The following is a 22,188-nucleotide window of genomic DNA, read 5'->3' on the forward strand; positions in this document are numbered from 1 at the left end:
ATCGCGCACCGTGTTGTTATCTTCTTTTCCTCGACACCCGCGCTTTGCAAGGCGTCTTAAAAGCATAGCGTTACTACGCCAATGTTGCAGCACGATGAATCAAACGGGCTTCAACAGGAAAACTTTATATAAACCATTGACGCGGGCCCAAATATGCGTAGAATACGCCACACGTTGATGCGGGGTGGAGCAGTCTGGTAGCTCGTCGGGCTCATAACCCGAAGGTCATCGGTTCAAATCCGGTCCCCGCTACCATCTTCTACGAAAAAGCCGTTACCGAAAGGTAGCGGCTTTTTTGCTTGTATATGAGACGGTGTTCCAAGGAAAGCTGCTTGTCTAGCCATCCTCTAAAACCAGGGTGCGAATTGCTAAAATTCTTCTTTTTATCAAAAGGATAGCAATGGAACACAAGATTGAAAAACCATATTACAACGACTCCCGGATCATCAAGGAAGTGTGGTATCTCCGAGGTGGCCTACTACAGCTAGATGCCCAAAAATGGAGCATGGAAGCCATCAATGTAAAGTGGCTAAGGCGCTTGAAAAGAAAAATGGTGCATGGGACAAGTATACATTGAGCGTTGCCTGGGCCATGAACGGCTGAAAGACGTCACCAAATAATAGCTTGAAACCAGCTTTTCTACGGGAGATCAGGTGGATTACCTAAAGCGGGCCCAGAGTGTTGGGCTTCGGCGAGCCTGCCGAGTCGCTTATAATCAGAGGCACCAAGTGCCGATGTAGAGCAGATACCTTTCGGCATACCGTTGGTGGCGGCTCTTCAGAGCGCCATCAGGCTTACAGCTTCAGCGAGCTATTCAAGGTGCTAAATGATGAAACACGACTGGAATCACAAGTGAGTTCATCGAACTGCACTTTAAGCTCGTACTGAAAAAGCCTGCGAAGCAAAAAAGCAGCTTTATCAGCTATTAACGATTAAGAGCTACTTATATTCCGTATCGGTTTATAAGATAGAACTCATTTTTACGATACGCTCTTTCTCCCACTTGCTCGAGAAATCGATAAAAACTTAAGCCAAAACGCTTTATTGTGCTGGAAGAAATATTCGACAGTATATTAGTGAACACGATAATGCACCTCTCTTGATTTTCCAAAGAAACGTCATTATAGCACATTTACGACCTTAGTCTAATGTCGATTACCGCAGCAGCCTTCAACTTATAAGCTATTATTAAAAAAAGAAAAGCTCGATAGGATTCCCTATCGAGCCAAACAGTAAAGCCTACGTTGATGCGAAGAGAGCTTTAGAAGGTGATGCTAATTCCTGTAGCGACGTTGTCATCGGTACTGTCATAATTAGCTACTTCTAAAAAAGCATAAACTTCTTCGCTGAAATGATGACGTACAATACCTGTTACAGCGCTGTTGCTAACTTTGTTGGGCTTATCATTCTCTGAATAACCGAGTGACATCGACCAGGATGGCGTCAATTGGGTAGACGCGTTTACTCCCCATGCATCAAAACTACGCTCTGCTGTTTTCACACGATCATCATTATGCTCGTAAACACCTCCCAGCTGGATAGCGCCAAAGTCATAGCCGACACCCAATGAGGTGCGATAAAGATCGTAGCTATCGCCTAAAGGTGTATCGATCCGGGTATGGCCGACCCCAAAATTTAAAGCATCTTTATTGTAGACCAAACGTCCAGTGACGACATCGGCATCTCTTCGGTTGTAAGCATCCGTACTCAATACCGCTCCAATGACCTGGAAGCCGCCAAATACTGGAGAGCCGTAAGTTAGCGCATTATTGCCCTGTTCCGCCTGCCCAAAAATAGCGTTTTGTCCCGTCTGACCATGAAGCCGATTGTATTCAAAAGTATCTATATTGTTATAAATCTGGTGCCAAAAACCAGAGGGCACACGAGGTTGGATGCCAAAACCACCATATTCCGTCAAAAGCACGATGCGCGCAGTGCGAATAAAAATCTCACCATTATCTTGTGCATGAGCGCCAGGCGCCCACGTTTGATCATCCACGGAATTGACTGCATTGGCAAAATCAGCAATCAAATCGTAGCGAACACGTAGTCCATCGTTGACAGTATAGTTTCCACCCACGCCCCCCTCTGCCCTAAACGCCCACACATCGACGTCACGATCTTCGACCTTGAGGGCACCTCCTGTCAGAAGACCGGAGAACTGAGGTCCTTCATGAGCGTTATCAGCCATGGCCTGTCCGGTGCAGAGAGCGGAAAACACCATCCCAAGTGATAATTTTTTTGTAGTTGTCATTGTCATGCCTTTAATTTGACGTGCTTTTACTGCGCATGACTTACCCTTACTCCGGTAAGTGAGTATCGACGTCAATCGTATGATCAAGGGTAAAATGCACATTAAGAAAGCGTGTTCGCTCTTGCACGAACACGCTAAAGTGAGCTTCTACAGATCCAAAACCAGGCGCTTGCCCTTGGCACGAGATACACAAGGGCACATCTGATCGCCAGCATCCTGCTCCTGCGCACTCAGGTAGGCATCGCGGTGATCCACTTCGCCTTCCATCACGTTGACGATGCAGGTGCCACATACCCCTTGTTCACACGACGTGTCCAGATATACATCGTGATCGGCCAAGGCATCCACGATGGATTGCTCAGCAGTGACCTCTACATCGATACCGCTACGCGCCAGATGAACGGTAAACTCACCCTTGGGCCCTTCCAGCACCGACTGATCAGCGGCAAAGTATTCCAAATGTATTGTTTCGGGCAGCCAACCAACGTTTAGCGCAGTCTCTTCCACCATATCCATGAAGGGCCGAGGTCCACACAGGTACAAATGGCCATCATCCGGGTGTACTCCCAGCCGCTCTTTTAAAGTTTGACGAACGTCATCAGGCTCTAACCCGTGGTGTATGGTGACTCGGTCCGAAAACTTTGGTGAATTTAATATGTCTCGAAAAGCCGTGTACTTATCCGAGCGAGTGAAGTACTGCAGTTCAAAGGAGGCACCCATTGCCTCAAGGTGTCGGGCCATGGAAAGTAGTGGCGTAATACCGATTCCCCCAGCCACGAGGACGTAGTGCCCCGCCCCGGCCTGTAGTTCAAAGTTATTTCTTGGAGGGCCAATTGTCAGAAGATCCCCCTCGCCAATATCCTCGTGCATCGCTCTGGACGCCCCTCGCGATTCCGGCTCGCGTTTGATCGCGATTGAGTAATAGCGATCGCCCACCGCATTGCAAAGCGAATATTGGCGCACTAAATCGGGGCCAACGTGAACGTCGATATGTGCTCCGGGCGCGAACTCCGGTAAAGGACGGCCGTCCAGACTTTCCAACTCGAAGTAACGAATGTCCTCGGCGGTGTTTTCGAGTCGCTTCACTCGCACTTGAATAGTTTTTTCACGTTGGGCATTCAGGCGTACTGGCAGGGAGCCAGGACCGTTGATAAAAGTACTCCGAAGCCGGGAGACACTGTCTGTTGCTTCGATATCCGGGTAACGACGAAGCAGCTCACTAAAGGCGACGTGAATCTCGAGACGTGCCAAATGCGCTCCCAGGCAGAAATGCGGGCCACCCATACCAAAGGCCATATGAGGGTTGGGATCGCGCAGAATATCGAACTCTTGAGGCGCGTCGAACTTCGTCTCATCTCGGTTACCGGAGATAAACCATAACACCACTTTTTCTCCGGCCTTGATCAGCTGGCCTGCAATTTCGGTATCACACGTAGCAGTGCGACGCATATGCATGGTGGCTGATGCCCAGCGAATCATCTCCTCGGTGGCCGAGGAAAGCCTGCCATCAAGGTCTTCCAACAGTAGCTTCTTTTGGTCGGGAAACTGCGTCAGGGCTTCCAACCCATAGGTGAGTGAAGCACGGGTAGTATCTGCTCCAGCCGCGCCCAATAAACCGAAAAAGGCGCCCAAGTCATCGAGATCAAGTCGCTCACCGTCCACCTCAGCATGCACCAAAGCACTCATCAGATCATCTGAGGGGTGCTTCATACGCTGCTCCGCCAACCAACGACCGTAAGCCTGAATTTCGCGACCTGCTTCAGCGATACCGCTGGCATCGCCACCGAAGCGCGGATCCGAGGAGAAAAAGGTGCGGTCGGCCAGTTCGAGCATTCGCCGCTGATCTTCATGCGGCACGCCCATCAGGTCGTAGAAAACCCCCAGTGGTAGGGGCGTTGCGAACTCTTCAACGAAATCTATCTCGTCGCGTCCTTCCAAATCATCGAGAATTTTGTTTACACGTGCACGAATCTGATCCTCCAGCTTGGCCACCCCCATGGATGAAAAAACCGACGCGACGATACGCCGATAGTTGCTGTGCTTTGGTGGATCCATTTCGATCATGGAGGCTTTACCGGCATGGAGCGTATCATCTTCGAACTGAACCTGGATGCCATCACGATTACTGAACAGTTCCGGTTGACGACTGACCTCGACAATATCGTCGTAGCGGGTAATCGCCCAAAAGCCAGAACTCCCCGAGTCCGGATGGTGATGCCAGGATACCGGGCGTTCGGCTCTCAGCTTGGCGAAAATTTCATGTCGGTCATCGCGCATCAATGTATCGATGGCCCCCAGATTAATCTCATTCAAAGACAGTCTGGTTATCGAAGTTTCACTCATCGAATCCGGCGTGCGCGCGTCAGTTTTTGTAATCATGCGATCACCTCTGGATATAAGAAAAGGCAGCGAAACGTTAGCAAGAGTTCACTGCCAGCGTAATAAACGGTTTTCCAGGGCCCCAAGGGACCACGATAGCGCCATGCCTATTAGTGAGAGCACGAACACGACGGCCCATACGCCATTGATATCAAAGCTGGAGGTCAAATAAGCAACCCGCTGACCCAGACCGTGTTCCGAGGCAATGATTTCGCCGGCCACCACCCCCAGCAGGGCGTACATCAAGCCCAAACGCAGTCCTGCAAAGACGGTTGGCACCGCCGTTGGCATGATGATTTTCCAAAACGACTCCAGCGGCTTGAGCCCTAGAGACTGCGATAGGGTGATATGATCCTGATTAACGCCACGGCCACCCGCTGTAACGCTTTGCAATACGATAAAAAAGGTTAAGCTGGCACCTATTGCCACTTTGGATCCCATTCCCAAACCAAACCAAAGAATCAATAATGGTGCCAATGCAATGCGCGGCATGGCATTGAGTGCTGCAAGAAGGGGTTCCATTACTTTTTCGACAAAAGGAAATAGAACGAACAACATACCGATAATGAGTGCTGCTCCAGCGCCAATCACAAAGGCAATCAGTACTGCCAGCATGGTCCAACCCAATTCGCGCCATAGCTCGTTAGTGTCGATCAAACCGTAGATGAGTGCTGTCCAAATCCCACTGGGCTGACCGTACAAGGAAGCCGAGGCCCACCCCACTTGCATTCCGTACTCCCATACACCGATCAGGCCACCCACGACAATGATTTGGCTGACAAGAATCACCCAAGGAGAATGACGTTTTTCTCTGGTATTCATTGCTGCTCTCCTTTTTTCTCGAACCCTTCTTCCAAAGTGCTCCAGACATGTCGGTAAAGCTCGTGATAACGAGTATCACGTTGCAGCGCACGCAGGTTTCGGGGGCGTGGCAGATCGATTTCGATATCACTGATAATTCGGCCAGGATGCGGCGCCATTACTATTACTCTATCGCCCAAGGCGATTGCCTCAGCCAAATCATGAGTTATAAAAAGTACGGTGCGTTGAGACTCCTGCCATAAATCCATCAGCAGCTCTTCGAGTTGGAACTTTGTTTGGGCATCCAAAGCTCCATAGGGCTCGTCCATCAGGAGTACTTCAGCATCCAGACAGAAAGTGCGCGCCAGGGCCACCCGCTGTCGCATACCGTGAGAGAGCATCTTGGGGTAGGACTTCTCGAACTCCTTGAGACCTACTCTGGCCAGTAGTTCGTGGGCGCGCTTTTGGCGCTCGGTTTTATCCATACCACGTGCTTCCATGCCGAATTCGGCATTGCCAAAGGCAGTTCGCCAAGGCAACAAGCTATCACGCGCAAGCATGTACCCCAGGTGAGAATTACCCGTGGTGGGCGTTTCGCCAAGAACATCGATAGAGCCTCCAGTAAGCACCTGTGTGGGTAGCAAGCCAGCGATGTAATTAAGGATGGTCGTTTTTCCACAACCACTAGGGCCTACTATTGAAACGAACTCACCCGGGCGAATGGTCAAGCTAACATCTTGAAAGGCAGTCACCTCACCAAAGCGAATAGTGGCCTCACTCAAAGCGACGGCGGCGGGCTTGGTAAAAGTATCTTGCGACGCTTGGGGCTGGATCTTGTTCACGGTATTCATCATCGCGGCATTCATATTCACGCTACTCCTAAATCTCCAAGATGGATCGCCCTCACTGAGGGGTCGGTGCCAGGTTGGATATCAGTTGATCTACCGGGAGCTTTTCGGCCACCAAATCCATGTCGTAGAGCATATCCACGTAAGCCTCTATCGCGTCGGGACGTACTTGCTCGTCAACGATGGGTACATGACGCTCTACCGCCTCGCGTAGAATCTCATCAGCATGAGGGATCCTCAGAGTAACGTGCTTTTGAGCTATAGCATTTAACTCGTCGAGGTTTTCGGATTCATGTATCCAAGCCACGGTGTCTTGTACGGCTGCCAGAAAAGCCTCGACCACCTCGGGATTATTATCGATATATTCCTGGCTCATGAGTGACACGATACCGGAGCCGTTCAGGGCGTTGACTGAATCGATACTGTCGTCCTCGGGCAGATATAACAGCGTTTCACAGATGTCGGAGCGATCACAGATTTCTGCTAACGGCGGGATCATGACGGCCGCATCGATTTGATTCGAAGCCAAGGAGCCGAAAGCGGTAGGCGGTCCACCTACACCCACGAAAGTGACATCGTCCGCCGACATGCCTGCATCACGCAGCAATAAACGAGCAATCAATTCGGTACCAGCGCCGCGACCGGTAACGCCGATCCGCTTACCTTCAAGGTCTTCCATGATGGCAGGGAACCCCGCTTCGGCGTTGGGCCTTTCCAACCCACTTCGCGCCACCAGATAGAACGGAACTCGGTCACCAATGCCGTGAATAATTTTTACAGGAGCTCCCCCTGTAATAGCGCGGACAGCCGCATCGGTCGTCGTGACGCTCGCTTCAAGACTGTTGCCAATCAACGCCTGTATACCGGCAGGCCCAGCTCCGATGCGCACACCCCGGCATTCCAGGCCGTAATCCTCACAGAATTTTTCTTCCATGACCCGGTACACCAAATCACCAGCGGCCTCGAAAACCTGAAAGCGGAACTCGGCACCACCGGCGTTGGGCGTCTCGGATAGCGCAGGGGGCGCCGCCGTTAGTACGGCAGCGGTAGAAAGGGCGGTACAGAAAACTCGTATACTCACTTGGCTTCTCCATCTTGTTATAATTGGCTGGCGCATCAAAGTACTTGGGGTTTTCGCTAAAGCGGCTGCGGTGTTTGTTCCGCTTTTTTTTGATTACAACACCAGGGGATTATTCGGTCTAGCCGCTTTTTACAATGAGTTATTCAGCTTTGCTTATAAAAAGAAGCAAGAACATCCCCCTAATTGCCCAGAATCTATTGGCTCTATTGCATCATCACAGCGTTAGCTAGCCAGAAGAGCTGTCAGCCCCATCTCGACGTGAACGTATTAGTTTGCACATAACCCGAGTTATTCTTAAAAGAGGTCATGCACTTTCCAAAATAAAACTTGCTGATACTCGTCGTCTTAAAAACTTGGCTGTAGCTGAGCGGCACTCTATTTCACATCAACATAAACTCGAATTCGGTTAATGAATTAACGCTGTTTCAGAGTTGATGTGATCCAAAGAGGGCCTATCGGAAATCAATCCCATATCGTGAAGCATATCTACGTAAGCCTCTAATGCCGAGGAACTGATCTGTACCTCTGTAATTTTTAACTGACGTTGTAGGGCTTCACGAAGAATTTCGTCAGCATCAGCAATCTTTAAATTAATATTCCTTTGCGCAATGGCATAAAGCTCTTCAAAGTTCTCCGGATTTACCATCCAGTCAGCGGCTTCTTGAGAAGCAGCCAAGAAAGCATTCGCTATCTCAGGATTATCCTCGATATAATCCTCGCTCATTAAGGCCACGATACCCGCTCCATTCAAGGTGTTGATGGCCTCAATACTCTCATTCTCGGGTAAATTAACCAGCGTATCGCAGACGGTGGAACGATCACATATTTCGGCTAGCGGAGGCACCATGACGGCAGCATCGATTTGATTTGAGGCCAATGATCCGTAAGCTGTTGGCGGCCCCCCCACGGCCACAAACGTTACATCGTTCTCTGACATACCCGCTTCACGCAACAACAAGCGAGCGATCAATTCCGTACCGGCTCCACGACCAGTGACGCCAATGCGTTTACCCCTTAGATCCTCCATGATGGCAGGAAACCCTTCCGAAGCATTAGGCCGCTCCAGTCCACTTCGCGCCACCAGATAAAACGGTACACGATCACCAATACCATGGACGATGCGTACAGGGGCACCACCGGCTATAGAACGTACCGCCGCATCTGTGGTGATATAACTTACTTCCAGGCTTCTTCCCAATAAGGCCTGAATACCTGCCGGCCCGGCCCCGATACGCACACCGCGACACTCCAGACCATATTGCTCACAGAACTTGTTCTCCATAACCCGATAGAGCATATCGCCGGTGGACTCAAACACCTGAAAGCGGAACTCGGCGCCGCCTGCATGAGGGGAGTCGGATAACACAGGGGGTGCCGCCGTGATCACGGCAGTAACGGCGAGAGGTAAAAGGAACGATTTTATATTCATTTTATGGCTCCATTTATTATAGTTGAGCTGGCACACGAAGTGTCCAATATCAATCCAGTAGGGTCTTGGCGTTCTCCATCTAATATCGTCAGGCTACAGCGCAGAGGGCACTGCCCGACCTACTTGCTTATTGCAATAAGGTGCTCGCTAATCAAAGAGCCGAATGGGAATGGTTTCTAAACTCCGCTACAACATGTTCACTCGATTGCGCCAGCATGACGAGGTCGACGCCTACAGCAGTAAACACCGAGCCCGCTTCGGCATAGCGCTTGGCCAGATCGAGATCCACGGACAACACCCCGGGCGCTTTACCGGCTGCCGCTATACGTCGTAAGGCATTTTCTACCGCCGCTACTACTTCCGGATGCCCGGGTTGACCTGCATACCCCATGTCAGCGGCGAGGTCGGCGGGTCCAATGAACAGAGCATCGATACCCTCAACGTCTGCTATTTCCTCCAGACAGTCCAAGCCACGCTTCGTTTCGATCTGAGCTATCAGACAGAGCTCCTGTTCACAACGCTCGATGTAGTCGCTCATCCGCCCGAAACGACTGGCACGAACAGCGCCGCTGGCCATACCGCGAACGCCGCGCGGCGCGTAGCGAGTCCAGCTCACGATCTGGGCGGCTTCCTGAGCACTTTGCACATAAGGGAGTAGTAAACTATTCGCGCCTGCATCCAGTAGCTGCTTGAGCAGTGCCATGTCATTCCACAATGGTCGTATTACCGGGGCTACCGGATAGCCAGCCAACACCTGCAGCATGGTCAGAGTTTTATCGATGGTTAACGGTGAATGCTCACCGTCAATGAGTAGCCAATCGGCGCCGCTACCGGCTACTACCTCGGCGGCGTACGTATCTGCAAGAGACAGCCATAGCCCCGTCTGAGAACGATGCTCCAGGAGCGCTTTTTTAAAGTGATTCACGGGAGTTTTCATGTCGTCACTCCCTCCGCTTGAAAACGCTGTTTGGGTTTGATCAAGGCATCTCCCGCGCAGACGCCTTCACCTATCGAGCGGACAAATACAGGATTGATATCGAGCTCGGCGATTTCATCAGAGCAGTCCATGATCATGCCCGAAACTCGTGTCACCAGCTCCACCAAGGCGGGTACATCGGCTTTGGCTCGACCGCGAGCGCCGTCGAGAATTGAAAAACCCTTTAGCTCGCCAATCATCTGTCGAGCCTCTATAGCAGTGACTGGAGCAAGGCGGAAGCTGACATCCCGGGTAATTTCTGCAAACACGCCGCCGAAGCCAACCATGACCGCCGGGCCAAACAAGGGGTCATTGAGAGCCCCGACGATGAGCTCGGTACCATCAGTCAACATCTCTTGTATTAGCACCCCATCCAGCGCTGCACCGGGGGCATAGTTGGCGGCGTTGCGCATGATTTCGTCGAAGGCTTCACCCACGGCCTCGATGCTCGAAACGCCGACCTTTACGCCCCCGGCTTCGGACTTGTGGGAGATTTGAGACGACTGGATTTTCATGACCACAGGCAGGCCAATCTCCAACGCTAGACGTTTCGCGTCCTCACGCGAGGTAACCAGGCTCTCTCGGGTCACCGGAATCTGGTACTGCGTCAGTAACCGCTTGGATTCGAACTCAGTCAGATCATGATGTTGACCGGCCAACATTTTCCGGACGTTCGGGCGCTCGAGCTGCAACGCTTGTTCATTCTCATGTTGGTTCAGGCGTTTTATAGCCTTGGCGTATTCCCATAGCGCGCCTGCGCCTCTAGCGCAGCGCACCGGCGAACCGTAGCGGGGAATGTTAGCCTCATCCAGGATCTTGTAGGCTTCTGCGTTGGTACGCTTGTCAGCGTTCCAAGCGACAAGAATTGGAATACGACGCTGCTCTGAGATACGCACGACTTCTTTTGCCAGCTCGGCGGCCTGCGTTCCGCTAGCGGCGGCGAGCGCCAAAGCAATCATATCGACATTGGGGTCATTCGCCAGTTGCTCCAGTGTCGCCGTGAGCAGTTGCGAGTCGGTCAGTAAAGCAGCGGTAACATCCAGCGGATTAGCCACGGCAGCAAAATCAGGCAGCACCTCCTTGAGTGCCGCTACTGTTTGCGGAGCCAACTGAGGTAGATCGAGATCGACCTCGGCGGCCCGATCGGCCATGGCGATGCCAGCACCACCGGAAATGGTGACTACGGCCATTCGGTTGCTCTGAGGAAGCCGCCCTGGCAGTAATGCTTTAGCGCAGTCAGCCAGATCGCCAACGTCATTGACTTCGATGATCCCGACCTGTTGAAAAGCAGCGCGGTACAGTGCCATCGCGCCACCCAGGTTAGCCGTATGCGAAGCTGCCGCCTTGGCGCCCGCTTCAGACGTTCCTACTTTCCAAATCACTATGGGCTTTTTAGCGCGTAATGCTTGCCTGCCTATCTCCACTAACCGGCGGGCGTCCTGAAAGCCCTCTACATACCCCGTGATCACCCGCGTCTCTGGATCATCGATCAGGGCCTCGAAGATATCCAGCGTGGTAGTCACTGACTCGTTGCCGGTGGAGATATAGCGTCGAAATCCCAGGCCCTCGTCACTGGCCAGCATTAGAATGGAATTACCGAAAGCACCACTTTGTGAGGTCAGGCTGACTCCCCCCTTGGGAAAGCTCATCGCGTAGGGAGCGCCGAAGCCTACATGTATCCCATCAGAAATATTCATGTAGCCTTGGCAATTGGGCCCTAATACCTGCACACCGTAACGACGCGCAATTTCTGCCACTTCCGTCTGAGCGGCACGCCCTTCATCCCCGGCCTCAGCAAATCCGGAGGTGAGGATCACAGCAAACCGTGTTCCCTTTTCCCCCAACGCTTGCATGGCTTCGGGCACGCGTTTGGCTGCTACCGCGATCACTGCCACGTCCGGGGTTTCGGGCAAGGAGGCAACGTCCGCGTAACACCGATACCCGGCCACTTCCTGATAGCGAGGATTTACCGGATAGATCTGCCCGGAATAGCCTTTTGATTGCAGGTGGGCGATGGGTTGGCCGTTGATGGAACCAAGATTCTGAGAAGCACCGATGACGGCCAACGAACGCGGATTAAACAATGATTCGAGATTCATTGGCTTTGCGCCTCCGCCTCTTTAAGAGTGAGTTTGGCAATGTTCAGCTGATGGATCTGGCTGGTGCCCTCGTAGAGTCGGAACAATCTAACGTCTCGATACCAACGCTCGATGGAAGAGTGGTCCGCAATATAGCCGTGCCCCCCAAACATCTGTACGCAGCGATCTGCAACGCGGCCGCACATCTCGGTTGCGTAGTACTTGCACATGGAAGCTTCCAAAGCGATGTCCTCGCCTTGATCCCTGCTTCGAGCCGTATCCAGAATCATGGAGCGAGCTGCGAAAATTTCGGTGCGGCATTCGGCAAGCATCGCCTGGACCAGCTGAAAATTTGCGATCGGCTGGCCGAACTGTTCTCGCTTACTTATAAACGCGATTGTCTCGTTCAACATTCGCATGGCAGGCCCCGTCGACAATGCAGCCAAATGAATACGCTGCTTGTTCAAGGTTTTCATGATGGTCTTGAAACCTGCGCCCTCTTCACCACCAATAAGATTAGCCGCGGGCACTTTGCAACCTTCAAAATGCACTTCGCTCACCGGAGAACCTGCCTGCCCCATTTTGCGATAGGCAGACCCCGTGGAAAGCCCCGGGGTATCGCGCTCGACGATAAAGGCGGACAAGCCTTTATGCCCCTTACTGTTCTGGTCGGTGCGGGCCAAAACGGTGAACAGTCCAGCGATGGGAGCGTTCGTGATGTAACACTTCGTACCTCTAAGAATATAGTGGTCCCCATCACGACGAGCACTGGTCTGGATATTAGTGGCTTCGGAACCCGCCTCTGGCTCGGTAACGGCTAGCGCGCCAGTAAGTTCGCCACTGGCCAAAAGGGGCAGGTAACGACGTTTTTGCTCTTGGGTGCCGTCGGCAACGATGCCTTCCGAACCAATACCGGTATTGGTACCGACCCTGGCGCGAAAAGCCACAGAACATTGCGACAGTTCCAAGGCCCCCAGAATCAATTCTTCCGTGGTAAGCCCTGCACCACCGAACTCCTCTGGAATACTCCAGCCAAACATTCCCCACTCGCGCATCTCCTGCACCAGTTCCTCGGGGACCTTATCATCCGCTGCCACCTGGTCCTCAAAAGGAATGGCCCGTTCCTTTACCCAGCGGCGAGTGTCGGTGAGCAATTGCTCGAGTCTTTGTGTATCGCGAATCATCGATAAGCCTCCATTGGGAAGATGAGCATCAATCTCGAGCGCTCTCTTGCTCGACCCGCTGTTCCAGCAGCCGTCGAAACTGAATCAATCCCTGATCGGCCACAATCGCGGTTTGAACGAGCCGTGCCTGTTCTCTAAGTTTTTGATGCTGCGCTTCAATTTTGTAGCGATCTTCCTCGAAGGCAGTAATTCGCCCCTTTATAGACCGCATGAGTAATGGCACCGTCTTCGGGGAGAAGTAGCGAGTGCCCATTAAGAAGTAGTGTGCACTGTCCGCTGTATCAAAATTGACGGCTTGGCAGATGCACTGGTTGAACGTTGCGCCACTGTTATTGAGTTCATTACCGAACCTGTCAACAAGGGCATACTGCGGTGACCGCAGTTCTTAGTGGGCCACCACCAATCCGCTTCCTTCATGCCAAAAGCGGATCGCTGAAGATGGGCCACGGGATAATCTCGTATTCAGCAAAGCCGGTCTTCTGCCATGTTTTTTTATTAATCTAAAGCGGACGGCAATAGGTTGTCTTGACAGTGGTATAAAACTCCTGAGCATAACGCCCCTGTTCACGAGGTCCGTAACTAGAGGCTTTGCTGCCGCCGAAGGGCACGTGATACTCGAAGCCTGCGGTAGGTAGATTCACCATCACCAAGCCCGCCTGACTGTGGCGTTTAAAGTGGCTAGCGTGTTTCTGGGATGTCGTGCAGATAGAAGAGGCCAGTCCAAATTCGGTGTCATTGGCCACTGCCAGGGCTTCTTCGTAGTCTGCTACCTGGATCACCGTTGCGACAGGACCAAAGATTTCCTCACGATTGATGCGCATGTCATTGCGCGTACCTGTAAAAAGCGCCGGGGTCAGGTAGTAGCCGCGAGTGTTCCCCTCTAGCTGCTCGCCGCCGGTGAGTTCGGCGCCTTCTTCACAGCCAAGGGCAATATATTTCAAGTCCTGCTGGAGTTGGTCTTCGGAGACCACGGGACCGATGATGGTATCCGGATCCAGGGCATGCCCTACTTGTAGCTGCTGCATGCGCGCCTTGAGTCGCTGCACGAAGCGGTCATGAATGGCATCGGTAACAATCAATCGAGAAGAAGCGGTGCAGCGCTGGCCCGTAAAGAAGAACGCGCCATCCACTGCTGCCTCGACGGCAACGTCCAGGTCGGCATCATCCAACACGACAAGCGGATTCTTGCCGCCCATTTCCAGCTGCACCTTTTTATGGGTCGCCACTGCTTGCGCCGCTATACGCTGACCCACGCCTTGAGAACCGGTGAAGCTGATCCCATGGACCTTTGGCGAGTTCAGCAAGGCCTCGCCTACTACTCGACCTTTCCCCATGACCAGGTTAAAAACCCCAGCCGGCAAACCTGCTTCGTGGATGATTCGGGCCAACTCCCAGCACGTACCCGGCACGAGTTCCGGGGGCTTTAAAACCACGCAGTTACCGTAAGCAAGAGCCGGAGCCAGTTTCCAAACGGGAATACCAATCGGAAAATTCCAAGGGGTGATCAACCCCACCACGCCCAGCGGCTCACGGGTCACCTCGATTTCCACCCCAGCACGCAGGGAGCCGATTCGCTCGCCGGGAATACGCAGGGCTTCACCAGCAAAGAACTTAAACGTATAGGCCGCACGGTCTACTTCGAAGATAGCATTGGCGAGCGTCTTGCCTTGTTCTCTGGCCAACACTCGCCCCAGCTCCTGTTTGGCCTGCAATAATGCGCTGCCGATTCGGTCCAGCACCTCAAAGCGAACCTGAGGCGAACTGGCTGACCACGCTGGAAAAGCGCGAGTGGCAGCGTCGATAGCCTGATCCGTTTGAGAGGTATCAGCCAGCGCATATTCCCCGACCACATCATCCAGGTCGGAGGGGTTGCGATTGACCACTACCTCGTTGGATTCTACCCATTCGCCGTCGATATAATTACGATGCAGTTCCACGCCACCTCCTGTTTAGCTCAACGGTATTCAGGTGGGTCAATGAGTCGACGCCCGTAGCGAGTCGGGAAGTCGCTCGTCATTACCCAAGGAAACACGACGCACCTCATCACTGTCGTTGGGTGCATGGCCCACCTGTGCTCGCGGCGCTGGCGCTTCTACCACGGTGTTACTCAAGCGGCCGAGCCCCGTTACTTCTACTTCGATTCGATCGCCCACTTCCAGTGGTCGCGAGTTAGCGGGCGTGGCGGTCAAAATCAAATCGCCGGGTAACAGGGTGATATGGCGAGCCAAGTCCGCCAGCACGTAGTCAAAGCCCCAGAGCATCTCCTCGGCCAGTACTCCTTGCTGAACGACTTTTCCATTGCGATACGTTCGCAGCGTCTGTTCACGAATATCGATGCCGGCGACCAGACCTGGTCCGACCGGGCAATAGCCGTCATGCCCTTTTACCCTCAACATTGAGCCGGCATCGGTGTCGCGCATGTCCTGTAGCCCCATATCCAGAGCACAGGTAAAGCCGGCAATATGATCCCAGGCTTCACTGGGACGAATGTTGCGGGTGACCTGACCGACGACCATGCCGATCTCACCTTCGTAGTTGAGATACTGATAGCCGCTCGGGCGAACGATTTCGCCACCGTGGGCATTCAGAGTAGTGGGCGGCTTCATGAAATAGTTGGGCGTTCCGTAACCACCGTTTTCCGCTCGCTTGCCACGTAACTCATAGTAACGGGAGCCATAGTTCAAGTGCATGCAGATGATCTTGCTAGGCTGACAAGGGGGTAAATGAGTGACTTGATCCAGCCCGATAGTGCGACCATCGGACAACTGGATACCCTTCTCAACCGGCGTTCCCCAGTACTCAGCTCCGTTGTGTAGCACACGTCGCAGCTCTCGACGTGGCCCTTCGAGAACACTCATTATTCTTCTCCCAAATCGAACCAGATATGAACGTTAGCCGTACCCAGTGCACTCTCGTACTCAGATAGTGCTTTACCCGGCGCCTGGCACTCGCGTCCCCCCAAAGCACCGACCAACTGCAAATAGTGACCACCCAAGCCTTCGTACGAGGCAGCGCGCATATCCGGATAACGGTCGATAACGGTTGCGTGATCACCACGCTCCCATGTCGCCATGATTTCGTGATCCAGCTCTACATGGCGAGGATCGCTCATGTTGTCGGAATGCCAGAAACGCGGATTACGAGGTTTGAAATCCAAATCGGTCATACGGTGACTGAGTGCACCAGATGCCAGAATCACCACATTGCTGTCGCTGCGCCGCACCGCTTCTCCCAAAGCAGCTCCCATTTCAAGGAAGTGGTGGGGCTTGGCGTTCTGACAAATGCCCAACCGCAGTACACGCTCTCCACGCCACAACGGCTCGAGCAGATTGACCGTCGGATACTCTGGTTCGATACGGGGAGTGTCAGACTTTTCATCAGCATTATAAAAAGGGAGTCCTTTCTCCTCGGCGACTTTCCCAAGCTCTGCCGCCAACGCTGGAGCCCCGGCATAGTCATAAGGCATATCCTTTAGAATCCAGGGCATTTCACTGGACGTATAAATCCCCTTGTAGTGATTTCCGCCCGCGACTATATGTCTGGCCGTGGTGAACCAGTGGCTATCGATGATTACCAGGGTGTCGGGAGCAGTAGCATCCAGCTTCGCCCGTACTCGCTCATACCCTTCCAGTAAGTCAGAGTCTCGACCGTCACCCATTTCTACCCGTATTTCCTTGGGACGGAATAGACCAGGATGATGAGAAACGATAGCGGCGCCTACGATTTTACCCATAGTGTTTACTCTCCTCTTAACCGCCGGCGAAAACCGGGCGATATGGTTTGTGAGATGTCATGACATCTCTGATGTCGCAGAAGAATTCAAAGCTCCATTGACCGCCCTCACGCCCGATGCCGGAGTCGCGAATACCGCCGAAGGGAGCGTTCAAGTCACGCAGAAAAAAGGAATTGACCCAGACCATGCCGGTTCGAAGCCGGTCGGCCACCGATTTGGCTCGGTCATTCTCGCCGAATACCACCCCGGCCAGCCCGTATCGGGTGCCGTTGGCTAACGTCACTGCCTCGTCATCGTCACGGAAGGTTTGAATGACCAACACCGGCCCAAACACTTCGTTCTGAACGATCTCTGCCTCTTGATCGACGACTTTCAGCAAGGTGGGCTGGTAATACAGATCGCCTGCCTCATGAGCAGCGCCTCCCCATAGAACCTCGGCGCCGTCGGCTACTGCCCGCTTTACAAAGCCCTCTACCTGAGTGAATTGGCGCGGGTGAATAATGGGACCGATTTCAGTGGCGGGATCCCTTGGATCACCAACTCGCAAACGCTCCACGGTGGCGTGCATCTGTTCGAGAAACTCTTCGGCTACAGATTCATCGACTAACAGCCGGGTGCCCGCCAGACAGACCTGCCCTGCATTGCGATACTGTAAAGCGGCCGTTTCTGCCGCCACTTGCAGATCAGCATTGGCCAGTACGATAAAAGGCGACTTGCCCCCCAACTCGAAACTTGCGGGTATCAGGTTAGCGGCGGCGGACTGTCCTATCTGCTTGGCTGTGGGCACCGAGCCAGTAAAAGAGATACGGGCCAAGCGTGGGTCGGATACCAATTGAGCACCGGTCTCCGCCCCGATTCCCTGAACGATATTGAGAACCCCTTTGGGAAGCCCCGCCGCATCAGCGATATCACCGAACATGGAACAGGTCAGCGGAGCCCATTCAGGTGGCTTGACCACTACGGTATTGCCTGCGGCCAATGCCGGGCCCAGCTTCCAGGTCGTTAGCATCATGGGCGAATTCCAGGGAGTGATCAGAAGAGCCACCCCTGCAGGCTCATGGCTTATGTCATGGTGCGCCTTTTCACCATCAAAAGCCGTATCAGCCAGACGAACCGCTTCATCGGCAAAATACTCGATATTCTGTGCACAACGTTCGATTTGATGGCCGCGCAAACGGGCCAATAGCATGCCGTTGTCCTCACACTCTACCCGGGCCAGCTTATCTCCCCAGACACGTATCTCAGCTGCAAAACGATACAGATAAGTACGGCGCTGCTCGGGGCCAAGAGCGGCCCAGGCCGGAAAGGCCTCCTCGGCGGCAGCTACTGCAGATTCGCAATGCTCGGGGAGTCCCGCGGCAATCTCACCAATGACATGCCCATCGATAGGGCAATAGTTGGTAAAGGTCTGACTCGAAGCCACTCTTTGCCCACCAATATAATGGTGTGGAGAGACCTGGATGCCTTCGATCTCGATAGCTTGTTTCATTACTACTCCTCTCGTTCTATGAGAAAGCCAGGGCGATGGCGCCCAGTTGCCCGTAATCCACGTGAAAAATGTCACCTGAAGCGACAGGAACAGGACGGGTGAATGATCCTGCAAGCACGACGTGGCCCGGCTCCAAATCCGTATCAAATGTCGCCAAACGGTTGGCAAGCCAGGCTACACCAGCCCCAGGATGGCCCAGTACGGCCGAAGAAACGCCACTATCCTCGATGACAGAATTTCGATAGAGCACGGCAGAGACCCACCGAAGATCGATATCACTTGGGGGAACTGGTCGTCCTCCCAGCACGACGGCGCCGCAGGCAGAGTTGTCGGCGATAGTGTCGAACACCGTACGAGGCGTCTCTGTACGACTATCGATAATTTCCAAAGCCGGTTGGACGAGATCCGTGGCCATTAATACGTCAGCCAGGGTAACGTTCGGCCCGCGCAGCGGACGACCGAGCACGAAGGCCAGCTCTACCTCGATACGAGGTACAAGAAAACGATCAGTAGGGATGGGGCGTTCAGCACTGAGAATGGATTCATCGAGCAAGTGACCGAAATCGGGCTCATCGATACCCACACTCTCCTGCATCACGCGAGAGGTCAGGCCAACCTTGTGCCCCCGAATGCGACCGCCATTAGCCAGCTTTGCATCGATGACCTTGCGCTGAATAGCGTAAGCATCGTCCATACTGATATCCGGGAACATGTCGGATAGACGAGGAGCCGGATAACAGTTCCGCTCCGCGGTGAGCAACATGTCGACAGCCTTTTGATAGTCAGCGTTTCCAAGCACAGGCATCTCCTTCTTGTTTAATTCACAAAGTAAGGAGCGCTGGCTTATCACACAAACTGTAAATTCTTATCGATTATTCACTTTTTTTTAACAATCCATTCCATCAAGCAAATGGTCGGTCGTTACTCCAGCATAGAAATTCAAAAATTTTGCTGAAACCCTCTCTCTGGAATCTGTTGCATAAGCAAAAACTGTCACTTATCATCAAAAGCAAACAACAAGAGAATTTATAAAGAAATGAAAAACAATGTCACCTTACGCCAGCTAAGAGCTTTTTGTGCGATAGCCAACGCAGGAAGCTTTACTCAGGCAGCAAAGCAGCTTCACCTATCCCAGGCAGCATTAAGCGGACTTATTAAAGAACTCGAGTCACAGATGGATGTGCGACTTATTAATCGAAGTACCCGCATGGTTAACCTGACGACGATAGGAGAGGCGTTTTCTCCTTTGGCCGAGCGCGTGTTGGCGGACCTTGACGATGCGCTGATCAATATCAAAAATCTCACCGAGATGCGGCGGGGCATCGTACGCTTTGCCTGTCCGGAAGTACTCTCTTGTACGTTAGCACCTAAATTGATTCTTGCTTATAGAGAGGCATACCCGGACATCGAGGTTCGCTTTCTCGATATCCCCATAGAAGAGGTTTTTGCCCGCTTGGCCAACGGTGAAATCGATGTAGGCATCGCTCCCTACACGAACGACGACCCGCACTTTGATCCTGATGTATTAATGAAAAGCCGGTTCTGGGCGGCACTGCGTTTAGACGATCCTTTGGCAAGCAAATCGCGGCTGACCTGGAAGGATATTCAATCTCATACGCTAATTACTTTTTTGAGAAACTTTTCAGAGCGCGTACTCAGAAACGTTCCAGTTAACAATCATCCTCATAAGCTTCAAAGCGTTCAGCGCATCAACACCGCCTTATCGATGCTAAAGGCTCAAGGAGGCGTTACCGTCTGCCCAGCCTTTACGCGTGCGCTCGCACAGGGCTTTGGATTAGCATTCCGCCCTTTAATAGAGCCCGAAATTTATCGAACGACAGCAATTTTCACGCGTTCAGGGATAGCGTTGTCACCCGCCGCCGAGAGTTTTGTAAAATTCACCCATAGCTATGCAGAAGAATGGTTAAAACAAGTAGAATCCGAAGATATTAACGATTCACATGATATTTATTACTAGTCAACCACGTATGAATAATCAAAAATACGACAAACTATCAATTAAAAAAACTATAGCAGGACCAGGCGCCTGCTATAGTTATCAGTAAATCAATTGCGGGTTATGGCAATATCTCGTCCCATTCGACAAAAAGCGTCGACGAACCCCGATGCGATGTATTAGGCAAATAATCGGGCTTTTGATCGGGTAACATTCGAAGGCTAGGCATACGCCTTGTCAATTCTTCGAGATAGACTTTCATCTCCAGCCGAGCAAGAGGTGACCCCATACAAAAGTGTGCGCCAAAACTGAACGAGAGATGCTCCCGAGCATTCGAGCGACAAATATCAAATTTGTCCGGCTCCGAAAAGTGTGAGCTATCACGATTGGCAGAACCAAGCACTACAAGGACCATTGAATTGGCCGGAACATCTGTACCAGCTATTTGCACGTCTCGCGTTGTCACCCGGCGCCAAGCGATAACGCTACCCTCATAGCGCAGCCCTTCTTCAATTGCATTCGGTATCAGGGATGAATCACGGCACAACATTTCCCACTGGTCCCGGTGATTGAGCAGCGCGCGCAGCGTATTGCCAGAAAGATTGGTTGTTGTGTCATGTCCTGCCATCAGCAGGCCGAATAGCATGACAGCGATATTCTGCTTGGTGATACCTTCAGGCTTCTCGGCATGCCACTGCTGAATCAGCTCACTAATATAATCCTCGCCTGGATTAGCTTCCAGTGCATCGACCCGATCAAAGCAGTATTGAAGATAGTCGCAGAACGACGGAATTTGTTCCACGATCTCTTCATCACTGAGGCGTCCCCAGGTTAACAGCGCACGGCCTTCCGACCACCGCTTTATCATCGGGATATCCTCATCAGGAATACCCAATAACTTGAAAAGTACACGCGCGGGAGTATCGTGAAGCACGTCTGCCACGATATTGGCGCTATTTTTACCCTTGAGGCCATCGATGGCTTCATTGATGAGATCACGAGTAGGCTGCTCAAGCCACTGCAATCTACGTGGCGTAAAAGCCCCTCGCATGAACGCACGCAACTTGCCGTGAACAGGGGGATCGCTGTTGTTAAGGTTCGGGACCAGCGGAAAGTTACGGGCCTCGATGATATCGATCGCGCGCTGGGGCCAAGGCTTGACCGGGCTTTGGGTCATACGGTTGGAAAAGCTCTCGGTATCTCGAAGCACCTGGCGAACATCGTCGTAGCGGCTCACTACCCAATGATCGATAAGCGGGCTATAAAAAACGGGCTCGTTTTTGCGTGCTCGTTCCAGAATGGGCCATGGATTGGTGAGGTATGGGTCTTCGAAAGGATTGAACTCATCCCCCAGTCCGCCGCCGCTAAATGGGCACTTTCCTGCCGATAAATCGACCGGTGGCCGCGTATAGAAGTTGGTAGAGTTAACTTCAGGGTTCTCAGCTGTGGACATATTGTTTTTCCTCCCAATTAACGGTTAAGCAGCAAGCCAGCCGCCTATACCTGCTTTTCACCCTATCAAAGAAGCAGCAACTCACAACCTGTACTTTCCGAATGGATTATCGCCTTAGCTTATAAATAATTTTCTATATAAAAAGGTAACAAGCTTGCACTAAGCTTAGCTAACACAACCACAATGTACTTATACTTTCGTATATATTGACAATTAAATAATCAACCCGATCGGTAACTCGGCGCGGCATGAAGTGTCTTACGCACATTTCAATTAGCTCATCCATTCAGAAAAATCGACAATTACTTCATGAACAATCACTTGAGAAAACTAAAAAAGAAACATATCAATAGTACTAATTAACAAGCTCTCCCCAAAAAAATATTGCAACCCGATAGTGGCCATAGCCACAGACGAAGCACAGCATTCAGGTGTAACTTTAGTCTTAGACAAAGCAGCTCCGTAGAATCATGAAGCAATTCCGGTCAGTACTCTTTGGCTGGCAGTTCTAAATTATCATTAGAGT

Annotated in this window: 17 protein-coding genes and 1 tRNA gene; 2 read left to right on the plus strand and 16 right to left on the minus strand. The window is 52.3% G+C overall.

Annotated features, from left to right (window positions below; all coding sequences use genetic code 11):
- The first annotated feature begins 178 nt into the window (after positions 1-178).
- Positions 179-255: transfer RNA gene (locus ACWHVV_RS16175), tRNA-Met, on the plus strand.
- Between the two features lie 1,006 nt (positions 256-1,261).
- On the opposite strand, the gene ACWHVV_RS16180 is transcribed toward ACWHVV_RS16175, so the two are convergent.
- The 15 genes from ACWHVV_RS16180 to ACWHVV_RS16250 form a co-directional block, all read right to left on the minus strand.
- Positions 1,262-2,254: a porin gene (locus tag ACWHVV_RS16180; protein ID WP_447927133.1), complete on the minus strand. Its 993-nt coding sequence runs from the start codon at positions 2,252-2,254 to the stop codon at positions 1,262-1,264.
- Positions 2,255-2,401: 147 nt separating this feature from the next.
- Positions 2,402-4,633 (minus strand): cytochrome P450, encoded by a 2,232-nt coding sequence (locus ACWHVV_RS16185; protein WP_447927134.1) that lies wholly within the window; start codon positions 4,631-4,633, stop codon positions 2,402-2,404.
- A gap of 48 nt (positions 4,634-4,681) precedes the next feature.
- On the minus strand, positions 4,682-5,455 hold the full coding sequence (locus ACWHVV_RS16190) for an ABC transporter permease (protein ID WP_447927135.1): 774 nt from the start codon (positions 5,453-5,455) through the stop codon (positions 4,682-4,684).
- On the minus strand, positions 5,452-6,300 hold the full coding sequence (locus ACWHVV_RS16195) for an ABC transporter ATP-binding protein (RefSeq protein WP_447929174.1): 849 nt from the start codon (positions 6,298-6,300) through the stop codon (positions 5,452-5,454). Before ACWHVV_RS16195 ends, ACWHVV_RS16190 begins: the two co-directional genes overlap by 4 nt.
- Before the next feature lie 37 nt (positions 6,301-6,337).
- On the minus strand, positions 6,338-7,363 hold the full coding sequence (locus ACWHVV_RS16200) for an ABC transporter substrate-binding protein (protein WP_447927136.1): 1,026 nt from the start codon (positions 7,361-7,363) through the stop codon (positions 6,338-6,340).
- A gap of 406 nt (positions 7,364-7,769) precedes the next feature.
- A complete protein-coding gene (locus tag ACWHVV_RS16205) occupies positions 7,770-8,792 on the minus strand; it encodes an ABC transporter substrate-binding protein (protein WP_447927137.1) in 1,023 nt (340 codons plus the stop codon).
- 151 nt (positions 8,793-8,943) lie between these two features.
- Complete coding sequence (locus tag ACWHVV_RS16210) at positions 8,944-9,729, minus strand: aldolase/citrate lyase family protein (RefSeq protein ID WP_447927138.1); 786 nt, start codon at positions 9,727-9,729, stop codon at positions 8,944-8,946.
- On the minus strand, positions 9,726-11,867 hold the full coding sequence (locus ACWHVV_RS16215; protein ID WP_447927139.1) for an acetate--CoA ligase family protein: 2,142 nt from the start codon (positions 11,865-11,867) through the stop codon (positions 9,726-9,728). The genes ACWHVV_RS16210 and ACWHVV_RS16215 overlap by 4 nt, the downstream gene beginning before the upstream one ends.
- Entirely contained in the window at positions 11,864-13,030 is a 1,167-nt protein-coding gene (locus ACWHVV_RS16220) for an acyl-CoA dehydrogenase family protein (protein ID WP_447927140.1), read from the minus strand. Before ACWHVV_RS16220 ends, ACWHVV_RS16215 begins: the two co-directional genes overlap by 4 nt.
- Positions 13,031-13,058: 28 nt before the next feature.
- Positions 13,059-13,412, minus strand: coding sequence for a hypothetical protein (locus ACWHVV_RS16225; protein ID WP_447929175.1), 354 nt, complete (start codon positions 13,410-13,412; stop codon positions 13,059-13,061).
- 118 nt (positions 13,413-13,530) lie between these two features.
- On the minus strand, positions 13,531-14,967 hold the full coding sequence (locus ACWHVV_RS16230; RefSeq protein WP_447927141.1) for an aldehyde dehydrogenase family protein: 1,437 nt from the start codon (positions 14,965-14,967) through the stop codon (positions 13,531-13,533).
- Between the two features lie 36 nt (positions 14,968-15,003).
- Positions 15,004-15,888: a fumarylacetoacetate hydrolase family protein gene (locus tag ACWHVV_RS16235; protein WP_447927142.1), complete on the minus strand. Its 885-nt coding sequence runs from the start codon at positions 15,886-15,888 to the stop codon at positions 15,004-15,006.
- Positions 15,888-16,763 (minus strand): DODA-type extradiol aromatic ring-opening family dioxygenase, encoded by an 876-nt coding sequence (locus tag ACWHVV_RS16240; RefSeq protein WP_447927143.1) that lies wholly within the window; start codon positions 16,761-16,763, stop codon positions 15,888-15,890. Before ACWHVV_RS16240 ends, ACWHVV_RS16235 begins: the two co-directional genes overlap by 1 nt.
- Positions 16,764-16,779: 16 nt before the next feature.
- On the minus strand, positions 16,780-18,252 hold the full coding sequence (locus ACWHVV_RS16245) for an aldehyde dehydrogenase family protein (protein ID WP_447927144.1): 1,473 nt from the start codon (positions 18,250-18,252) through the stop codon (positions 16,780-16,782).
- A 16-nt stretch (positions 18,253-18,268) separates the two neighbouring features.
- Positions 18,269-19,051: a fumarylacetoacetate hydrolase family protein gene (locus ACWHVV_RS16250; RefSeq protein ID WP_447927145.1), complete on the minus strand. Its 783-nt coding sequence runs from the start codon at positions 19,049-19,051 to the stop codon at positions 18,269-18,271.
- Between the two features lie 237 nt (positions 19,052-19,288).
- Between ACWHVV_RS16250 and ACWHVV_RS16255 the strand changes: the two genes are divergently transcribed.
- Positions 19,289-20,230, plus strand: a complete 942-nt coding sequence (locus tag ACWHVV_RS16255) for a LysR family transcriptional regulator (protein WP_447927146.1) — start codon at positions 19,289-19,291, stop codon at positions 20,228-20,230.
- Positions 20,231-20,330: 100 nt separating this feature from the next.
- Here ACWHVV_RS16255 and ACWHVV_RS16260 read toward each other — a convergent pair whose 3' ends face one another.
- Positions 20,331-21,662 (minus strand): cytochrome P450, encoded by a 1,332-nt coding sequence (locus ACWHVV_RS16260; protein ID WP_447927147.1) that lies wholly within the window; start codon positions 21,660-21,662, stop codon positions 20,331-20,333.
- Between the last annotated feature and the right edge of the window lie 526 nt (positions 21,663-22,188).

This window comes from Vreelandella sp. EE27, from assembly GCF_968206495.1.

Coding starts and splice junctions, on each gene's coding strand:
- ACWHVV_RS16185 (WP_447927134.1), bottom strand. CDS start 4,633: ATGATTACAAAAACTGACGCGCGCACGCCGGATTCGATGAGTGAAACT.
- ACWHVV_RS16215 (WP_447927139.1), bottom strand. CDS start 11,867: ATGAATCTCGAATCATTGTTTAATCCGCGTTCGTTGGCCGTCATCGGT.
- ACWHVV_RS16255 (WP_447927146.1), top strand. CDS start 19,289: ATGAAAAACAATGTCACCTTACGCCAGCTAAGAGCTTTTTGTGCGATA.
- ACWHVV_RS16205 (WP_447927137.1), bottom strand. CDS start 8,792: ATGAATATAAAATCGTTCCTTTTACCTCTCGCCGTTACTGCCGTGATC.
- ACWHVV_RS16245 (WP_447927144.1), bottom strand. CDS start 18,252: ATGAAACAAGCTATCGAGATCGAAGGCATCCAGGTCTCTCCACACCAT.
- ACWHVV_RS16190 (WP_447927135.1), bottom strand. CDS start 5,455: ATGAATACCAGAGAAAAACGTCATTCTCCTTGGGTGATTCTTGTCAGC.
- ACWHVV_RS16260 (WP_447927147.1), bottom strand. CDS start 21,662: ATGTCCACAGCTGAGAACCCTGAAGTTAACTCTACCAACTTCTATACG.
- ACWHVV_RS16240 (WP_447927143.1), bottom strand. CDS start 16,763: ATGGGTAAAATCGTAGGCGCCGCTATCGTTTCTCATCATCCTGGTCTA.
- ACWHVV_RS16180 (WP_447927133.1), bottom strand. CDS start 2,254: ATGACAACTACAAAAAAATTATCACTTGGGATGGTGTTTTCCGCTCTC.
- ACWHVV_RS16195 (WP_447929174.1), bottom strand. CDS start 6,300: ATGAATGCCGCGATGATGAATACCGTGAACAAGATCCAGCCCCAAGCG.
- ACWHVV_RS16235 (WP_447927142.1), bottom strand. CDS start 15,888: ATGAGTGTTCTCGAAGGGCCACGTCGAGAGCTGCGACGTGTGCTACAC.
- ACWHVV_RS16220 (WP_447927140.1), bottom strand. CDS start 13,030: ATGATTCGCGATACACAAAGACTCGAGCAATTGCTCACCGACACTCGC.
- ACWHVV_RS16210 (WP_447927138.1), bottom strand. CDS start 9,729: ATGAAAACTCCCGTGAATCACTTTAAAAAAGCGCTCCTGGAGCATCGT.